This is a genomic window from Streptomyces sp. ActVer (genome assembly GCF_027270795.1).
GTDB classification, from domain to species: domain Bacteria; phylum Actinomycetota; class Actinomycetes; order Streptomycetales; family Streptomycetaceae; genus Streptomyces; species Streptomyces umbrinus_A.
Genome location: NZ_JAPWHT010000991.1, coordinates 1 through 727, shown reverse-complemented (window position 1 = coordinate 727; position 727 = coordinate 1). Strand labels below are relative to the sequence as shown.

At 69.1% G+C, this 727-nt stretch carries 1 pseudogene; it reads right to left on the bottom strand.

From position 1 onward, the window contains the following. Positions 1-32 precede the first annotated feature (32 nt). Positions 33-727: pseudogene (locus O3Q52_RS53780) on the bottom strand (ISKra4 family transposase); the annotation flags it as partial.

Sequence of the window (727 nt, the reverse complement as noted above, 5' to 3'; positions counted from 1 at the left end):
TGGGTGTGGCTCTTTTGCAGGGACGTTCCTGATCAGGCCGTGAGGCTGTAGGTGTGCTGGTCGGGGGTGGGGTAGAGGCGTTTGTGCTCGCGGGCGAGGTGAAACGCCCAATAGGTGTTGAAGTCGCCGTTGTCGTTCAGCGTCCGGAGTTTGAGGACGGCCTCGGCGCCCTTGAGGCCCCAGCGACTGCCGGTGATGTCGAGTCGGTCGCCCACGATGTGTCGGCAGGCGCCTTCGATCGCGCCGGTGGCGATCGGCCAGCCCGCCGCCAGGGCGGTGTCGTAGCGGAGTTGACCGAGGTGTCCGGTGAGGTAGCGGACGCAGGCGTCGGCTCCCTCGCGCCGGGTGCCGTGCAGCCCGGTCCGGTCGGCCTGGGTGGTGATCTCGGTGGCGGCGCGGGCGGCCTGGCCGTGGAGGATGGTGGTGAGGTGGCCGGCGACCCAGGCTTCGGCTGCCGGGGTGCCGGGCTTGTTAAAGCAGTGAGCCGCGTCCCAGACGTACTCACTTACGTGCACGAAGTCGAGCAGGATGTGCACCTTGATGCCTCGTCGGCGGGCTTCGGTCTGGATCAGGCCGAGTTGGTGGCGGGCGCCGTCGACCAGGACGACCCAGTCGCGCAGATGGTCCCGGTCGCGGGCGGCGGCTTGGTCGAACGCGGCGGCGATGACCTGCTCGGGTGTTTGGACCAGGGAAGCGGTGAGCCACTTGCGGTGGGCTTTCGGCCCGG